Origin of the sequence: Streptomyces sp. LaBMicrA B280 (assembly GCF_049222185.1) — a bacterium.
GTDB lineage: Bacteria > Actinomycetota > Actinomycetes > Streptomycetales > Streptomycetaceae > Streptomyces > Streptomyces murinus.
On the sequence record NZ_JBMJCT010000028.1, the window covers coordinates 18,658 to 32,772 of the forward strand.

Below are 14,115 nucleotides of genomic sequence, written 5' to 3' on the forward strand. Positions count from 1 at the left end.
GGTCACAGCCGGCTGTACGTGTCGATGTCCTCGCCGAACTCCTTGATCGCCCGGGTGGTGAGGGTCGGGCGGGTGTCGGAGATGGCGGTCATGTAGTCCTCGGTGCCCGCCGGGCGGCCCTCCCGGTGGGCGACCTCGCGTTCGAAGGCGGCCTGGGCGCCCTTGCGGGCGGCGAACTCGATGTCCGCCGGGGTGAACAGCTCGCTCGCGGCGACCAGTCGCCCGAGGTCCACCGAGTCGTTCATGCCCCGGAGATAGCGGGCCCAGATCGCCGCGCGGGCGGTCGGGTCGGGCGGCCCGATGGGGATGACGTAGTCGAACCGCCCCGGCCGCAGGAAGGCCGCGTCCAGGGACCGTACGGAATTGGTGGCGCACACCAGCAGCCGTGAGTCGTGCTCGCGGAAGACGGGGATCAGCTTCAGCAGCTCGTTGGTCACCCCGTGCCCGGGGTCCACCGCCTTGCCGGAGCGCGCCGCCGCGATCTCCTCCACCTCGTCGATGAAGAGCACCACCGAGTCCAGCTCCGCGAGATCGGCGAAGGCGTCCCGCAGCGCCGTGGCCAGCCCCTCGCTGGTGTCGGCGGCGAGCCGCGAGGGGAACAGCTCCACGAACGGCCAGCCGAGCCGGGAGGCGACCGCCTTGGCGAAGCTGGTCTTCCCGGTGCCGGGCGGTCCGAACAGGATGACCGACTTCGGCGGCACGACCCCGTAGCGGTCGGCCAGCGCCGGTTCCGTCAGCGGCAGCACCACCCGCCGCTCCACGACCTGCTTCTCCCGCTCCCTCCCGGCCATCGCGTCCCACAGCCCCTCGGGCAGCATGCGCCCGCCGAGCGCGGCGAGGACATCGGCGTTCGCGGCGCCGAGCGGTTCGAGCTTCTCGTGGTAGGTGAGGTCCTCGCGGCTCCGGTAGCCGCTGTTCGCCAGCGCCTTCGAACCCGCCGCGCCCACCGGCAGCAGCGCGCTGATGTGCCGTACCCCGAGCGCCCGCAGCCGCCGCTCCAGCTCGGCGAGCAGCGCGCTGCCGATCCCGCGCTCGCGCCAGCGCGCGGCGAGCGCCATCAGCAGGATCCAGCCCCGCTTGCCCTGGGCCTGGGCCACCGCCATCCCCACCAGCTCGTCCCCGACCACCGCGACCACCGCCGTCTGCCCGGCCTTCGCCGCGGCCATCACCTCCGAGACCGGGAACACCGGGTCCTCGTCGGCCTGCCGGCACTGGTCCCAGATCTGGATGGCCTGATCGAGATCGTCGTCGTGATAGTCGCGCAGATGCCATGCGGGCATGAGGGCACCACCTCACCACCAAGGGGGTCTCCCATTGTCTCCGCGGGGGCGGGGTACGACATCTCCAGCCGACCCGCCGCCGCGGACCTGGAATCAGACCGCCGCCGCGGCCATCCCCACCGGTCCTGGAGGGGGGGTGCTGTCGGCCGCGACATCGGTGGAGCCGCGCGAACGCCAACGGCGGCTCCGTGGTGTGCGCCGTAGTGGCAGGGGTCGCGGTCCGTGATCCGCTCCCACAGTTCGTCCATGCCGCGTGCACGGCGTCCTGCCGCTCCGCGGCAGCAGACCCAGCCGCTCGGCGGCGAGCGCGATGAAGTTTCTGTGGGCGCGCCCCGTGGGAGGGGGCGGCCGGGTCAGCCGGGCAGGCTCGCCGGACTGCCCCCGTTGGCCTCGTACCCCGCCACCGCCAGGGCGCGGAAGACGGCGAACTCGGCCGCCGGGTCGGCCGCCAGGGTCCAGGGCAGGGCGCCGACATGGCCGTCGACATGTATCAGCTCATGCATGGCCTCCGCCCAGCGCTCGGCGCGGACCAGGAAGAAGACCAGCAGATGGCGGACGTGCGGCAGCGTCGGGTCGGCGGCGCCGGCCTCGTGTGCCGCGTGCTGTGCGCCCTGGACCGCCTTGGCGATGACCTCGCTCCGGTAGAGGCCCAGCACCAGGTTCACCTCGGGGAGGTGCTCGAACACGGCGAACAGCGGCAGCGCGGCCAGCAGCGATCCGCGCGGGGCGCGGGCGGCGGCCGCCTCGGCGAAGGCGTACGCCTGCTCACGCGAGCCGTGCCACTTCTCGCACCAGTAGGGCAGCGCGGCCAGATGCGCGCCCATGTGATGCGGGGCGTGGTCGAGGACCTTCAGCCACAGCCGCTCGAACTCCTCGCGGGGGACGCCCAGTCCACGGGCGATCGCCAGCTCGATGATGTGCGGCACCGGGTCGGCGGGCGCCAGCTCGGCCGCCTGCCCGCACACCTCCCGGGCCTCCTCCAACAGCAGCCGGAAGTCCTTGGTGCCGGTCGCCGACGCCCGCCAGGCCCGCTGCACCAGGAACTCCGCGTGCACGGCCGCACCGCCCGCGTCCTCGGGCCGCTCCGCCCGCCACACCCGCAGCCACTGGCCGCCCGGCGTCTCGTGCACCCCGCCGGGACGCTGTTCGAGCTCCAGCGCGGCCGCGCCGCCGAGGGCCTGCACCCGCTGCCAGCGCAGCTCGCCCGCCGTCTCGGTGCCGGCCAACAGCTGGGCCGCCGCCCGGTAGTCCCGGGTGCGCTGCACCAGCTCCAGCGCGTCCAGCAGATCCTGGTCGGGGCCCGGCAGCCGTACGTCCAGCTCCTCCTGGCGCAGGAAGCCGTAGTCGGCGGGGTCGGCGGCGTCCGGGTGGTCCGGGTGCACCTGCTCGATCATCCCGCGCCTGCGCCGTACCAGCGGGAGCAGCACGAAGCTCAGCATGAGCAGTGCCATGAGCAGCCAGAGAATCACCATGCCCCCAAGGGTTCCAGACACCACCGACAAATGACCAACCCCGCCGTCGGCCTGTGGACAACTCCGATCCTGGGCATGACAGCCGACACAGGGATATCCCTCCGGACGCCCTCCGCCCACCCCCCGTCCACACCGCCGGGCGTCGGAATCCCGCCGGGCGCACTACGCTCGGTGCACATGAGCGACAGGCACATCAGTCAGCACTTCGAGACCCTCGCGATCCACGCGGGCAACACCGCGGATCCCCTCACCGGCGCGGTCGTACCGCCCATCTACCAGGTCTCGACCTACAAGCAGGACGGCGTCGGCGGGCTGCGCGGCGGCTACGAGTACAGCCGCAGCGCCAACCCGACCCGTACCGCCCTCGAGGAGAACCTCGCCGCGCTGGAGGGCGGCAGCCGCGGCCTCGCGTTCGCCTCCGGCCTCGCCGCCGAGGACACCCTGCTGCGCACGCTGCTCACCCCCGGCGACCACGTGGTGATCCCGAACGACGCCTACGGCGGCACCTTCCGCCTCTTCTCCAAGGTCGCCACCCGCTGGGGCGTGGAGTGGTCCGTCGCCGACACCAGCGACCCGGCCGCCGTACGGGCCGCGATCACCCCGCGGACCAAGGCCGTCTGGGTGGAGACCCCCTCCAACCCGCTGCTCGGCATCACCGACATCGCCGCCGTCGCCCAGGTCGCCCACGACGCGGGCGCCCGTCTCGTCGTCGACAACACCTTCGCCACGCCCTACCTCCAGCAGCCGCTGTCGCTCGGCGCGGACGTCGTCGTGCACTCGCTGACCAAGTACATGGGCGGCCACTCCGACGTGGTCGGCGGCGCCCTGATCGTCTCCGACCAGACGCTCGGCGAGGAACTGGCCTACCACCAGAACGCGATGGGCGCCGTCGCCGGCCCCTTCGACTCCTGGCTGGTGCTGCGCGGCACCAAGACCCTCGCCGTGCGCATGGACCGGCACAGCGAGAACGCCACCAAGGTCGCCGACATGCTCAGCCGGCACGCCAAGGTGACCAGCGTGCTCTACCCGGGCCTGCCCGAGCACCCGGGGCACGAGGTCGCCGCCAAGCAGATGCGTGCCTTCGGCGGCATGATCTCCTTCCGTGTCGAGGGCGGCGAGGAGGCGGCCGTCGAGGTGTGCAACCGCGCCAAGGTGTTCACCCTCGGCGAGTCGCTCGGTGGCGTCGAGTCCCTGATCGAGCACCCGGGCCGGATGACCCACGCCTCCGCGGCCGGCTCGGCCCTGGAGGTCCCCGCCGACCTCGTCCGCCTCTCCGTCGGCATCGAGAACGTCGACGACCTGGTGGAGGACCTGCGCCAGGCCCTCGGCTAGACATCGCGGTGGACGCCGCAGCGGTGATCCGGGCCGAACGCGGCCCGGGTCACCACCCGTCCACCGGTGGAGTCGTCTCCGACGGCGGCTCCACCCACGGGTGGGCGTACGCCGCCCACACCCCGAACACCACCGCCGCCACGCACACCAGCACCCAGAGCACCCGGCGCACCAGCCGCCCGCGCCGCAGCAGCCGCTCGCCGCGGCGCACCGCCTCCGCGTACAGGTCCGGCGGCACCGGCACCGGACGCGCGCCCATCACCCGCCGTACGGCGGCCTCCCGCTCGGCCCGGTTCACCCCGGCCTCCCCGCGCCGTACGGCCGCCCGCTCCGCGTGTCCCGCGTCCTCATGACGGCGCCGCCTTCGATGACGGCGCCGCCTTCGCGTTCACCGTGCGCGCACCGGCCGCCCTGACCGGGTGCAGCACCAGGGACGTCGCCCGGTCGCAGACGGTGTGCACACGCTCCGCGGTCAGCCCGAGCAGCGCGGCCGTCTGCTCCTCGGCGACCCCCTCGTACATCCGCAGCACCAGGATCAGCCGCTCCTGCGGGTCCAGCCCGGCGAGCGGGCCGCGCGGCACGGGCCGTGCGCGGCGAAGGAGGCGGTGCCGGTGCCAGATCGTGCGCGCGAAGCGGACCGCGAGGTACTGGCGCGCGCAGTCGTACGGATCCTCGCCGCGCAGCCGCTGCCAGCGGGCGTAGGTGTGGCCGAGTGCCAGGGTCAGCAGGCGCCGCGCGCGGGGGTTGGCGTCCGGGGCCTCGGCGGTGAGCAGCGTCGCGGCGAGCAGCAGCCGGCCGGCCGCGCCCGCGACGAACGCCTCGAACTCCTGGGCCAGGACCGCCCCTTGGGCCATCCGCCGATCACGCACGACGCCTCCCCGTCGGGGGCCCTGTCCGGTACAGGACAGATGAATCGCGTACGACGCAGGACCCGGCTCTCATATGAGGCCGACCGGGGCTCCGGGTCAAGCCTCGGGATGCTTCCCCTGGGTGCGGGCCGACAGGCCGTGGTTGAAGCGGGTCAGCAGGGCGCAGAACTGCTCGCGCTCCTGCGGCGACCAGTCCTCGGTCAGCTCCGCCATCAGCAGGCGCCGCGAGGAGCGCACCTCCGCCAGCCGGGCGGCACCGCGCGGGGACAGCTGGAGCACCACCGCGCGCCCGTCCTCCGGGTGCGAGGTGCGCTTGACCAGGCCGGTGTCGACCAGCGGGGCCACCTGCCGGGTCACCGTGGAGGAGTCGATGCCCATGCCCGAGGCGAGCGCCTTGACGCCCATCGGGCCCTCCTTGTCGAGGCGGTTGAGCAGCAGATAGGCGGCGCGGTCCATGGAGTTGCGCGCCTGCCCGACACCACCGAGCCGCGTCTGTTCGGCGCGGCGGGCGAACACCGCCACCTCGTGCTGGAGGGAGTCGAGAAGACCGGGATCACCGACGGTCGTCATGTCCATCGACATTTCAGGTGTTGTGGGCATGGCCGGAGGCTCGCTTCATGAAGGGCTGCAAGGTTGGGGGACAGGGTACGCGGCCCGGCGCCGGGCCGTACCGGCGCTGCGCAAACCCGTCTTGGACCTTGGTCACCACCGTCGTCCGCCACCGCGAGCTGCGATGCTGGAGTCATGAACTACCGCACCGCCCATCCGTTGCGCTCCGTCACCCTGGACGACGTACGCGGAGCCCAGAAGATGCTCTCGGGCGTGGCGCGGACGACCGCGATGGAGGGCAGCCGGCACCTGTCCCAGCTGGTCGGCGCGCCGGTGCAGCTGAAGTGCGAGAACCTCCAGCGCACCGGCTCGTTCAAGCTGCGCGGCGCCTATGTGCGCATCGCCGGGCTGCTGCCGGAGGAACGCGCCGCCGGAGTGGTAGCCGCGAGCGCCGGCAACCACGCGCAGGGCGTCGCCCTGGCCTCCTCGCTGCTGGGCGTGCACGCCACCGTCTTCATGCCGCACGGCGCCCCGCTGCCCAAGGTCAGCGCGACCAGGGAGTACGGCGCCGAGGTGCGCCTCACCGGCCAGGTGGTGGACGAGACGCTGGCCGCCGCCCAGGACTACGCGGCCCGCACCGGCGCGGTGTTCATCCACCCCTTCGACCACCCGGACATCATCGCCGGGCAGGGCACGGTCGGCCTGGAGATCCTGGAGCAGTGCCCGGAGGTGCGCACGATCCTCGTCGGGGTCGGCGGCGGGGGACTGGTAGCCGGGATCGCGGTCGCGGTGAAGGCGATCAGGCCCGACGTACGGATCATCGGCGTCCAGGCCGAGGGCGCCGCCGCCTACCCGCCCTCGCTGGCCGTCGGACACCCGGTGGCGGTCGCGAACCCGGCCACGATGGCCGATGGCATCAAGGTGGGCAAGCCCGGCGTGGTGCCGTTCGGCATCATCCGCGAGCTGGTGGACGAGACGCGCACGGTCACCGAGGACCAGCTGTCCGCCGCGCTGCTGCTGTGCCTGGAGCGGGCCAAGCTGGTCGTGGAACCGGCCGGCGCGAGCCCGGTCGCCGCGCTGCTCGCGTCCCCGGACACCTTCGAGGGCCCGGTCGTCTGCGTGCTGTCCGGCGGCAATGTCGACCCGGTGCTGCTCCAGCGGGTGCTGCGGCACGGCATGTCCGCGCAGGGCCGCTATCTGGCCGTACGACTGCGGCTCACCGACCGCCCGGGCGCCCTCGCCGATCTCCTCGGGGTGCTGTCGGGGGTGGACGCCAACGTCCTCGACGTCAGCCATGTCCGCACCGACCCCCGGCTCGGCCTCAGCGAGGTGGAGGTCGAACTCCACCTGGAGACCAAGGGCCCGGCCCACTGCGCCGAGGTCGGCCGGTGCCTGGGCGACGCGGGCTACCTGGTCATCCCCTCCTGAGACCTCCCCTGAGACCTCGCCTGAGACCTCGCCACGAGCCGTACGACCGTACGACCGTACGACGGGGAGATACGACGGGACCCCCGGCGTCCGCTGCGGACGCCGGGGGTCCCGGGTGGGAAAGCTCTGGGGCTCAGCCGTTGTAGGGCTCGGCCTTGAGGATGCGGACCGAGGCGGTCTTGCCGTTCGGCAGCTCGTACTCCGCGTCCTCGCCGACCTTGTGGCCGATGACACCGGCCCCCAGCGGCGACTGCGGCGAGTACGTCTCCACGTCGGAGCTCGCGTACTCGCGGGAGGCGAGCAGGAACGTCATGGTGTCGTCCTCGTCACCGTCGAAGGCGATCGTGACGACCATGCCGGGCGCGACGGCGCCGTCGGCGGAGGCCGGGGCCTCGCCCACCTTGGCGCTCTCGAGAAGCTGGGTCAGCTGCCGCACACGCAGCTCCTGCTTGCCCTGCTCCTCCTTGGCCGCGTGGTACCCGCCGTTCTCGCGCAGGTCTCCCTCCTCGCGCGCGGCCGCGATCTTGGCGGCGATCTCCGTGCGCGCAGGACCAGTAAGGTACTCAAGCTCGACCTTGAGCTTGTTGTACGCCTCCTGGGTCAGCCAGGTGACGTTCTCGCTGGTCTGGGTCACAGGGTGCTCCTCGTCGGTACTGGGAATACAAAGCATCGCCCTACCCAGAAGAATGTTCCCTCTTGGATGGGCGAAACCACGAGCCTAACAATTCATCCGGGGAAGGGGGAGGACATAAGCCATCAGAATCACATCAACGCAGGTCGGGCCGTCCGCATTCCGGGTGAAGGAGCGGCGGGGCGGCGCGTCCGGCGCGGTGGACCACTGTCCGGGCCGGGTTCCGGCCGGTGATGCTCCCGGCGGGTCAGCCGCTGTGGCAGCCCAGCAGCTCGGCCGTGGTGCCGCGAGCCGTCGTACGCAGCGTGACGACCTTGTCGATGCGTGTGGCCGAGCCGGTGAAGTGGAAGTCGGCGCGTCCGACCTCGGTACCGTCCGCCGACTGGGAACGCAGGGTGCAGTAGCCGTCGGTCCCGGCGTCCTTGTGGACCTCCAGGTGGGCCTTGACCGCGGTGTCCGTGGAGTCGAAGGTGATCACCTGGGCGCTGATCCGCGTCTGCACGATGTAGTGGTACGCGAAGTAGCCGACCAGGGCCAGCAGGGCGGCGCCGAGCACCACGGCGGCGACCTTGAGTTTGCGGTCGGCGCGCTCGTCAGAGGAGCGGCCGTAGCGGCCCGTGGGCAGCCCCGTGCTCGCCGTACTCATGATCGTCCTCTCCGCGGAATTAATCGCCCCCCGATTCGGTCACTATAGAAGCCTTCGATTGCGCCCTGAGCCTTGGGGGCGCCGACCTACCGAGGATTGAGTCTTGACTGACCAGCTGCGACTGATGGCCGTTCACGCACACCCCGACGACGAGTCGAGCAAGGGCGCGGCCACCATGGCGAAGTACGTGTCCGAGGGGGTGGACGTGCTGGTGGTGACCTGCACCGGCGGTGAACGCGGCTCCATCCTCAACCCCAAGCTCCAGGGCGACCCCTACATCGAGGCGAACATCCACGAGGTGCGCCGCAAGGAGATGGACGAGGCCCGCGAGATCCTGGGCGTCAAGCAGGAGTGGCTGGGCTTCGTGGACTCCGGGCTGCCCGAGGGCGACCCGCTGCCGCCGCTGCCTGAGGGCTGCTTCGCCCTGGAGGACGTCGACAAGGCGGCCGGCGAGCTGGTGCGCCAGATCCGCTCCTTCCGCCCGCAGGTGATCACCACCTACGACGAGAACGGCGGCTACCCCCACCCCGACCACATCATGACCCACAAGATCTCCATGGTGGCGTTCGAGGGCGCGGCGGACACCGAGAAGTACCCCGAGGACGAGTTCGGCCCGGCCCACCGGCCGCAGAAGCTCTACTACAACCAGGGCTTCAACCGCCCCCGCACCGAGGCCCTGCACCAGGCGATGCTCGACCGCGGCCTGGAGTCGCCGTACGGGGAGTGGCTCAAGCGCTGGAAGGAGATCGAGCGGGTCGAACGCACCCTGACCACGCATGTTCCCTGCGCGGACTTCTTCGAGATCCGCGACAAGGCGCTGATTGCGCACGCCACACAGATCGATCCGGACGGCGGCTGGTTCCGCGTGCCGATGGACCTCCAGAGGGAGGTCTGGCCGACGGAGGAGTACGAGCTGGCGAAGTCGCTCGTGGACACCTCCCTCCCCGAGGACGACCTCTTCGCGGGCATCCGGGACAATGCCTGACATGAGCGCAAGCGTGAGCCTGGCAGCGACGGACCTCGTCTCCCTCGCCGATCTCGACCAGAACAAGGTCACCCCCGGTGTCCTCGGCTTCATCGTGTTCGCGGTGATGGCGGTGGCGGTGTGGGGCCTCATGAAGTCGATGAGCAAGCACATGCGGAAGGTCGACTTCAAGGAGCCCGCCGACCCCGGCACGGACAGCCAGCCGGCCGACACCCCGGCCCAGCGCAGCTGAACCCGGGCTGACCTGGCCCTTTGACCCCGGGCCCGGCCCTCGGCCGATGGCCCCGGGTCTCCGTCTCCGCGGACCTCGGCCCTGAGTGCCCGGTCCGCGGGACGTCGGCCCCCGGGAGCTCGGTCCGCGAGACTTCGGCCTTCGGCTCCGGCTGCCGGAGCGGCCCGGGGCCGTGGAAACCGGCCGCCCGCCGAAGCCGTCGCCCCCGTCACCTCACGGGCGCGACGGTCCGCAGCCGTGCGCGGCCGCAGGGCCCCTGCCGACCGGTCCCCGGACGTGCGCCCCGCTCCTGAGCGGCGGGCGTGCGCGGGGGCGGGCTGGCGAGTTCCGCGTATCCGGATCGCGGCGCGTGGGGCGCGGGCGCAAGGGCGGGTTTCTCATCAAGGGCGGGTTCCTCATGAGGGACGGCTTCGGCCGCTGACCCGCATCGCGAGCCGCCGTACCGCGAGCCGCCGTCCCGCGTGCCGCCGTGGCGCGTGCCGCCGTGGCGCCGTTCCGCGAACCTCCGCACCGCACGCCGCCGTCCCGCATGTTGCCGTCGAGGCAAGCGACAGGGGCCCGGCAGGCACACAGTTGCTGCCCGGACGAGCTGCCCGGACGAGCGCCGCCTGCGCGGCGGCAGGCGCAGCCGCCCCGCCCCGGTCCCCGCGCCTACGACGGCACCCGCGTCCCGCACCGCCCCTTCCCCACCGCCAGGTACACGCACGCCCCCGCCAGCGCCGCCTCCGCGACCGCGCACCCCACCGCCTGGAGCAGGGCCGAGCCCGAGTCGGCGGTGGTTATGTCGAACCAGGCGTCGAGGACGGCCATGGACGCCGTGGCGGAGGCGGTGAGGCGCGCCCGGGGGTCGGCGCGGAGGCCGAGGAGGGCCGTGGCCGCGCAGCCCGCCGCCATCAGGACGTCGAGACCTGTCCAGGCCAGCGGCCAGTGGTCCACCGTGGTGCGGCCGGGCAGTGTCATCGCGAGCATCACCATCCACGGCACCAGCAGGACCGCCGCCGCGGCCAGCCCGATGAACGTCCACTTCTTCTTCGCTGTCACGCCCCGTCCCCCTCTCGGCCCCTCCCAGGGCCGCAGTCGTCCTCGATCCGGCTCTGCCACCGTAGACCGCAGAGAAAATTCTGCAAAGAGAATTCGGCAGTCTTCGGCAAACCTCAGGGACGTCTCAGGGTTCTCAGGGTTACGGTTTCCGCATGACCGACGGCATGCCCGAGATGACCAGCCTGGAGCGCACCGCGCTCTACAAATCCCTGGGCAACCCCCTGCGCCGCCGGATCCTGGAGTACCTCGGCCGGCACGGCGAGGCGAACTCCACGGTGCTGGCCCGCGAACTCGGCGAGAGCTCCGGCACCACCAGCTACCACCTGCGCAAACTCGCCGAGCAGCGGCTCATCGAGGAGATACCGGAGAAGTCCGGTGGCCGCGAGCGCTGGTGGCGGACGCTGCCCTTCCGGCACACCACGCCCGACCCGGCCACGATGGCGCCGGACGAGTACGCGGCCGCCGCCCAACTCGCCCATCTCAAGATCGAGTTCGACACCGCGCTCTACCACCGCGCCCACCACGACTACCGCGGTCCCGAGGGCTGGGTCCAGGTCCAGCGCCACGGCACCTGGATGACCCGCGAGGAACTGCTCGCCTTCGTGCGCGACTACCACGCCCTGCTCGACCGCTACGGCCACTCCCGCGAGGAGGCGCCGGAGGGCGCGCGCCCGATGCTCATGCGCTACTACGCGGTCCCGGAACCGGCGGAGGACAAAGACGCGGAACCGATCGCCGCCGAACCGCCCACCGCCTGAGCGGCATCCCCGCTCACCGTGCCCGGCCCGACCTCGGCTCCAGCGGGCTCCGAAGCGCGGTGACGAGAGCGTGGACGGCGTATCCGTCCACGCGGCCCGCCGACTCCCAGGCGCATGGCGACGGAGAAGTCCGCGGCAGCCTTGACCACGTCAGTGAGCCGGTGCGGGCCTCGCCGACCAGGCCGGGCGTTGCGAGAGGCCGCGCCGGAACCCTCGCCGCGTACGACCGTGTCGGCGACAACCCCCTGCTGAGTCAGCCGTTCTTGGTCCTGTCCACGACGAAATCGCAGAGTCCCTCAAGCACGTCACGCGCCGGTGAGTCGGGCAGATCAGCGATCTCCTGCCTGGCTACGCCCGCCCACTTCCGTACTTCCGCCCGTGTCATGTCGACGGCCGGATGCTCCTGGAGGAGTTTCAGGGCCTCGGCGTGCAGGGCGGGGTCGGTCAGCTGGCCGGACCGCATCAGCTCCACGAGCCGGGCATCTGTGGCGAGAGCCGAGCGAGCGGCGTAGATCATCGGCAGGGTGGGGACACCCTCGCGGAGGTCGGCCCCCGGGGGTTTGCCGCTCTCGTCGGCCTCGCTGGTGATGTCGAGCAGGTCGTCGGACAACTGGTAGGCGATTCCCCACGCTTCGCACGCCCGCGCGATCCGCGCCACGATCTCCTCCGGCGCACCCGAGAGGAGGCCGCCCAGCTCGCCCGAGGCGGCGAACAGCGACGCGGTCTTGTTGGCGAGGACGTCGAGATAGTGATCGAGCCGGTCGGACTCGGACTGCGGGCCCGCCGTCTCGGCCGACTGACCCTCGCAGAGTCGGATGAAGGTCCGCGCGTGCAGACGGATCGCCTCATCCCCAAGTCCTGCCAGGAGTTGGGACGCGCGCGAATAGAGGAAGTCTCCCGTGAGTACGGCGACTCTGGTGCCCCACAGCACGTGCGCGCTCGGCACCCCGCGCCGGATGGTGGCCTCATCCATGACGTCGTCGTGGTACAGCGTCCCGATGTGGGTGAGTTCCATGGATGCCGCGGCCGACAGGATGCGCTCGTCCCGATGAGATCCGAACTGGGCACCCAGAAGAACCAGAAAAGGCCGAAGTCGCTTTCCGCCGGCACTGATCAGGTGGCGTGCGGAGGCGGCCAACAGCTCATTGTCTGTTTCCGCCGCAGCAAATAGCTGTTCTTCGACCAGCTTCATGCCTCGGGTCAGCTCGTCGGCCAATTCCGCATCGGCAATATCCACGGGTAGAGCATGCCTCACGTAAATCTCCAACTGTACCCGGCAAGTCTATTGACGATCACATCTAATCATGCTGCACGTCTGAACGTCCAGCATGCACATCTCCCTGCCCACCCTTCACCGCCCTGGTCGTGGAAGCGTCCGGTGACCGCCTGCGGAGGCGTCTGATCTCGGGAACCAGCGGGGCGGCAGCGCTGAGCAGCAGAATGAGAACTCCGTTGCAGACAAGGACGATCGGGAGACCGAATGCCCCGGCCAACCCACCGGCCGCCGCGGTTCCCGCCGGGCTGAGGGCGTAATTCCCAAGTGCGTCGTACGAGGAGATACGAGACAGCTCTTCCGGTGGAATCTCCTGCTGGAGCGCGATGGCCCAGCCGACCTCGAAGATTTCAAGGAATGCCCCCGCCAGGAAGGACAAGGCAATATCGACCGGCGTCGTCAGGGGAATGGCGAGTGCGAAGAACAGCAGAGACAGGGCAGGAAAGGAAAGGAGCCCCGCCAGGAGTATGCGGCGCGGCCGGTATCTGAGCAGTACCAGGCCACCGACAACCGCTCCAAAACCATATGCGGCGACGATGAATCCCCAACTGCGCGCACCGCCGAGATGCAGATCGGCGGCCAGTGGCCCCAATACCGCGATCAGGGCCGAACTCGCGGAGGTGACGACCCCGGACAGCGTCACGGTGACCCACAGCCAGCGCCGAGAGGTGAACGTCCGCCATCCCTGCCGGAGTTCGGAAATCATGTCGGACTTCTGGACCTGAGGCAGGTTGGAGAAGCTCATCCGAAACCTGAGGGCCGCGGCGATCGCAAAACTCGCGGCGTCGATGCCGAGACCCAGCCCTGAACCCCAGAACGCGATGAGTGGACCGGCGAGTGCGGCACCGCCGATCGATGCCGTGTTACGGCACATGCGATCCAACGCGACGCCCTGCTGACGCAGTTCGGCCGGCACGGTGTGGGGGAGCAGCCCCTGCGCGGCCGGATAACTGACGGCCACGCCCATGCCGCCGATCGCGGACAGTACGCCCAGGTGCCAAACCTCGGCATGGCCGCTGAGAACCAGACCGGCAGCGGCACCTTCGGCGGCGGCCTGCACGATGTTCGCGGCGACCAGAACCCGGTGACGGGGCCAGCGGTCCGCGATCACTCCGCCGATCAGGAGAAAGGCGATGAGAGGGACAAGTTTGGCAGTCGCGATGAGTCCGACATCGCCCGCAGAACCGCCGACATCGAGGACCGCGAACGGCATTGCGACAGTCGCAATCGATGACCCCGCGACCGAGATGGCATTGCACGACGCAAGCAGCCGAAAATTTCTACTCTGTAGAGGGCCTTGCACAGTGGAGAGTTGAAGGAACTGCACTCGCTGCGCTCCCTCGCGGGCCGTGTCTGCTCGACTCTCTTGCGATGACGGCCCTGTCAGCGAGGCCGCGAGCCATCAAACTCTCGGCTCCGATGACTGTCAAGGTGTCGTAGATCGCAGAGGCTAAGAGATCCGAATAAGCGAAGTGATCTAGGTCACTCCATTGACTGCTCATGATGTGCGGAACGCCCGGGATCAGTCGCTCTGTTCAGGCTGTATGTGGAGGGACCGGGTCTCCTTCGGCACTCACCTCGTACTCGTCTCACAAAGCACTCTTGCAACTCGGGACTCG

At 70.7% G+C, this 14,115-nt stretch carries 15 protein-coding genes; 5 read left to right on the plus strand and 10 right to left on the minus strand.

Annotated elements, in window-relative coordinates; all coding sequences use genetic code 11:
- Positions 1–2: 2 nt before the first annotated feature.
- Positions 3–1,280, minus strand: a complete 1,278-nt coding sequence (locus ACLF5H_RS23460) for an ATP-binding protein (RefSeq protein ID WP_421677991.1) — start codon at positions 1,278–1,280, stop codon at positions 3–5.
- Between the two features lie 353 nt (positions 1,281–1,633).
- Positions 1,634–2,752 (minus strand): hypothetical protein, encoded by a 1,119-nt coding sequence (locus tag ACLF5H_RS23465; protein ID WP_421677992.1) that lies wholly within the window; start codon positions 2,750–2,752, stop codon positions 1,634–1,636.
- Between the two features lie 177 nt (positions 2,753–2,929).
- On the opposite strand from ACLF5H_RS23465, the gene ACLF5H_RS23470 reads away from it, so the two are divergent.
- The gene (locus ACLF5H_RS23470; RefSeq protein WP_085566291.1) at positions 2,930–4,084 is read left to right on the plus strand and encodes a cystathionine gamma-synthase; all 1,155 of its coding nucleotides are present in this window, start codon (positions 2,930–2,932) and stop codon (positions 4,082–4,084) included.
- A 49-nt stretch (positions 4,085–4,133) separates the two neighbouring features.
- On the opposite strand, the gene ACLF5H_RS23475 is transcribed toward ACLF5H_RS23470, so the two are convergent.
- From ACLF5H_RS23475 to ACLF5H_RS23485, 3 genes are all read right to left on the minus strand, one after another.
- Positions 4,134–4,382 (minus strand): hypothetical protein, encoded by a 249-nt coding sequence (locus ACLF5H_RS23475; protein WP_421677993.1) that lies wholly within the window; start codon positions 4,380–4,382, stop codon positions 4,134–4,136.
- 49 nt (positions 4,383–4,431) lie between these two features.
- Positions 4,432–4,953, minus strand: coding sequence for a sigma factor-like helix-turn-helix DNA-binding protein (locus ACLF5H_RS23480; RefSeq protein WP_421677994.1), 522 nt, complete (start codon positions 4,951–4,953; stop codon positions 4,432–4,434).
- Positions 4,954–5,049: 96 nt separating this feature from the next.
- Positions 5,050–5,553 carry a MarR family winged helix-turn-helix transcriptional regulator gene (locus ACLF5H_RS23485; RefSeq protein ID WP_421677995.1) on the minus strand — a complete coding sequence of 168 codons (504 nt, stop codon included), beginning with the start codon at positions 5,551–5,553 and terminating at the stop codon, positions 5,050–5,052.
- Positions 5,554–5,697: 144 nt separating this feature from the next.
- Here ACLF5H_RS23485 and ilvA point away from each other — a divergent pair, with 144 nt between their 5' ends.
- Positions 5,698–6,930 carry a threonine ammonia-lyase gene (gene ilvA, locus ACLF5H_RS23490; protein ID WP_421677996.1) on the plus strand — a complete coding sequence of 411 codons (1,233 nt, stop codon included), beginning with the start codon at positions 5,698–5,700 and terminating at the stop codon, positions 6,928–6,930.
- A gap of 133 nt (positions 6,931–7,063) precedes the next feature.
- Here the strand turns inward: ilvA and greA are convergent, their stop codons facing one another.
- Positions 7,064–7,564, minus strand: a complete 501-nt coding sequence (gene greA / locus ACLF5H_RS23495) for a transcription elongation factor GreA (RefSeq protein ID WP_421677997.1) — start codon at positions 7,562–7,564, stop codon at positions 7,064–7,066.
- 244 nt (positions 7,565–7,808) lie between these two features.
- Positions 7,809–8,207, minus strand: a complete 399-nt coding sequence (locus ACLF5H_RS23500; RefSeq protein WP_421677998.1) for a DUF4307 domain-containing protein — start codon at positions 8,205–8,207, stop codon at positions 7,809–7,811.
- A gap of 103 nt (positions 8,208–8,310) precedes the next feature.
- Here ACLF5H_RS23500 and mca point away from each other — a divergent pair, with 103 nt between their 5' ends.
- Positions 8,311–9,192: a mycothiol conjugate amidase Mca gene (mca, locus tag ACLF5H_RS23505; protein ID WP_421677999.1), complete on the plus strand. Its 882-nt coding sequence runs from the start codon at positions 8,311–8,313 to the stop codon at positions 9,190–9,192.
- Positions 9,185–9,424 (plus strand): hypothetical protein, encoded by a 240-nt coding sequence (locus ACLF5H_RS23510; protein WP_421678000.1) that lies wholly within the window; start codon positions 9,185–9,187, stop codon positions 9,422–9,424. The genes mca and ACLF5H_RS23510 overlap by 8 nt, the downstream gene beginning before the upstream one ends.
- Before the next feature lie 651 nt (positions 9,425–10,075).
- On the opposite strand, the gene ACLF5H_RS23515 is transcribed toward ACLF5H_RS23510, so the two are convergent.
- On the minus strand, positions 10,076–10,465 hold the full coding sequence (locus ACLF5H_RS23515) for a hypothetical protein (RefSeq protein WP_421678001.1): 390 nt from the start codon (positions 10,463–10,465) through the stop codon (positions 10,076–10,078).
- Positions 10,466–10,617: 152 nt separating this feature from the next.
- Between ACLF5H_RS23515 and ACLF5H_RS23520 the strand changes: the two genes are divergently transcribed.
- Positions 10,618–11,223, plus strand: a complete 606-nt coding sequence (locus ACLF5H_RS23520) for an ArsR/SmtB family transcription factor (RefSeq protein WP_421678002.1) — start codon at positions 10,618–10,620, stop codon at positions 11,221–11,223.
- Between the two features lie 253 nt (positions 11,224–11,476).
- On the opposite strand, the gene ACLF5H_RS23525 is transcribed toward ACLF5H_RS23520, so the two are convergent.
- Entirely contained in the window at positions 11,477–12,460 is a 984-nt protein-coding gene (locus ACLF5H_RS23525; protein ID WP_421678003.1) for a polyprenyl synthetase family protein, read from the minus strand.
- Between the two features lie 61 nt (positions 12,461–12,521).
- The gene (locus tag ACLF5H_RS23530) at positions 12,522–13,823 is read right to left on the minus strand and encodes an MFS transporter (protein ID WP_421678004.1); all 1,302 of its coding nucleotides are present in this window, start codon (positions 13,821–13,823) and stop codon (positions 12,522–12,524) included.
- Positions 13,824–14,115: the final 292 nt, after the last annotated feature.

Coding starts and splice junctions, on each gene's coding strand:
- ACLF5H_RS23460 (WP_421677991.1), bottom strand. CDS start 1,280: ATGCCCGCATGGCATCTGCGCGACTATCACGACGACGATCTCGATCAG.
- ACLF5H_RS23465 (WP_421677992.1), bottom strand. CDS start 2,752: ATGGTGATTCTCTGGCTGCTCATGGCACTGCTCATGCTGAGCTTCGTG.
- ACLF5H_RS23470 (WP_085566291.1), top strand. CDS start 2,930: ATGAGCGACAGGCACATCAGTCAGCACTTCGAGACCCTCGCGATCCAC.
- ACLF5H_RS23485 (WP_421677995.1), bottom strand. CDS start 5,553: ATGCCCACAACACCTGAAATGTCGATGGACATGACGACCGTCGGTGAT.
- ilvA (WP_421677996.1), top strand. CDS start 5,698: ATGAACTACCGCACCGCCCATCCGTTGCGCTCCGTCACCCTGGACGAC.
- ACLF5H_RS23500 (WP_421677998.1), bottom strand. CDS start 8,207: ATGAGTACGGCGAGCACGGGGCTGCCCACGGGCCGCTACGGCCGCTCC.
- ACLF5H_RS23510 (WP_421678000.1), top strand. CDS start 9,185: ATGCCTGACATGAGCGCAAGCGTGAGCCTGGCAGCGACGGACCTCGTC.
- ACLF5H_RS23520 (WP_421678002.1), top strand. CDS start 10,618: ATGACCGACGGCATGCCCGAGATGACCAGCCTGGAGCGCACCGCGCTC.